Origin of the sequence: Thermoanaerobaculum aquaticum, from assembly GCF_000687145.1 — a bacterium.
GTDB classification, from domain to species: domain Bacteria; phylum Acidobacteriota; class Thermoanaerobaculia; order Thermoanaerobaculales; family Thermoanaerobaculaceae; genus Thermoanaerobaculum; species Thermoanaerobaculum aquaticum.
The window spans coordinates 1,968-2,546 of sequence record NZ_JMFG01000026.1 but is presented as its reverse complement, the minus strand read 5'-3'; the positions used below and the strand labels follow the sequence as shown (position 1 = coordinate 2,546).

The window sequence follows — 579 nt, the reverse complement described above, 5'->3', positions numbered from 1 at the left end:
CTTTTCCCCAGAGGCCGTGTACAGGAAGCTCCTGTTGATCCCCGTCCCCTGCACCTTGCCCAGCTCCCCAGCCGCGGTCCAGCTCAACGTAAGCCCCCCACAGGCGGTCATCCTCCCCGCCGCGTCGTAGCCGCACCCCGCAAGACGATTGACCCCATCCACCGACCAGCTTCGGCTGCCGTAATCCGTTGGCGGGGTCACGCTGCTCAGCAAGTTCCCAAAGGCATCGTAGCTCAGGCTCTCCTCCTTGGTCCCTCCCCCCGCGGTCTTGAACCTCGCATACACCAACCGCGAGACCAAATCGTACACGTACACGTCCTGGTCCGTGCTGCTGCGCACCAGCGCCTTCACGTTGCCCACACCGTCGTAAACAAAAGTCCCAGAGTTCCAGTACTCCTGCCCCGAAGGCCCCACCACCCGCATTTGCCCAGGCCGCGCCATCTTCGAGCTATCCAACGCCACCTCCTCCATCACCCCGTTCGCCAAGCTGCGCCGAAACACCATGCCGTTGGCATGGTACACCTGGCTCGTCACAAACCCACCCACCGCCGTGAGGTAGCCGTTGTCATAGCCGTAGGA

At 63.2% G+C, this 579-nt stretch carries 1 pseudogene; it reads right to left on the bottom strand.

Going from position 1 to position 579, the window contains the following annotated elements:
• Positions 1 to 579 (bottom strand): annotated as a pseudogene (locus EG19_RS10035) (hypothetical protein); the annotation flags it as partial.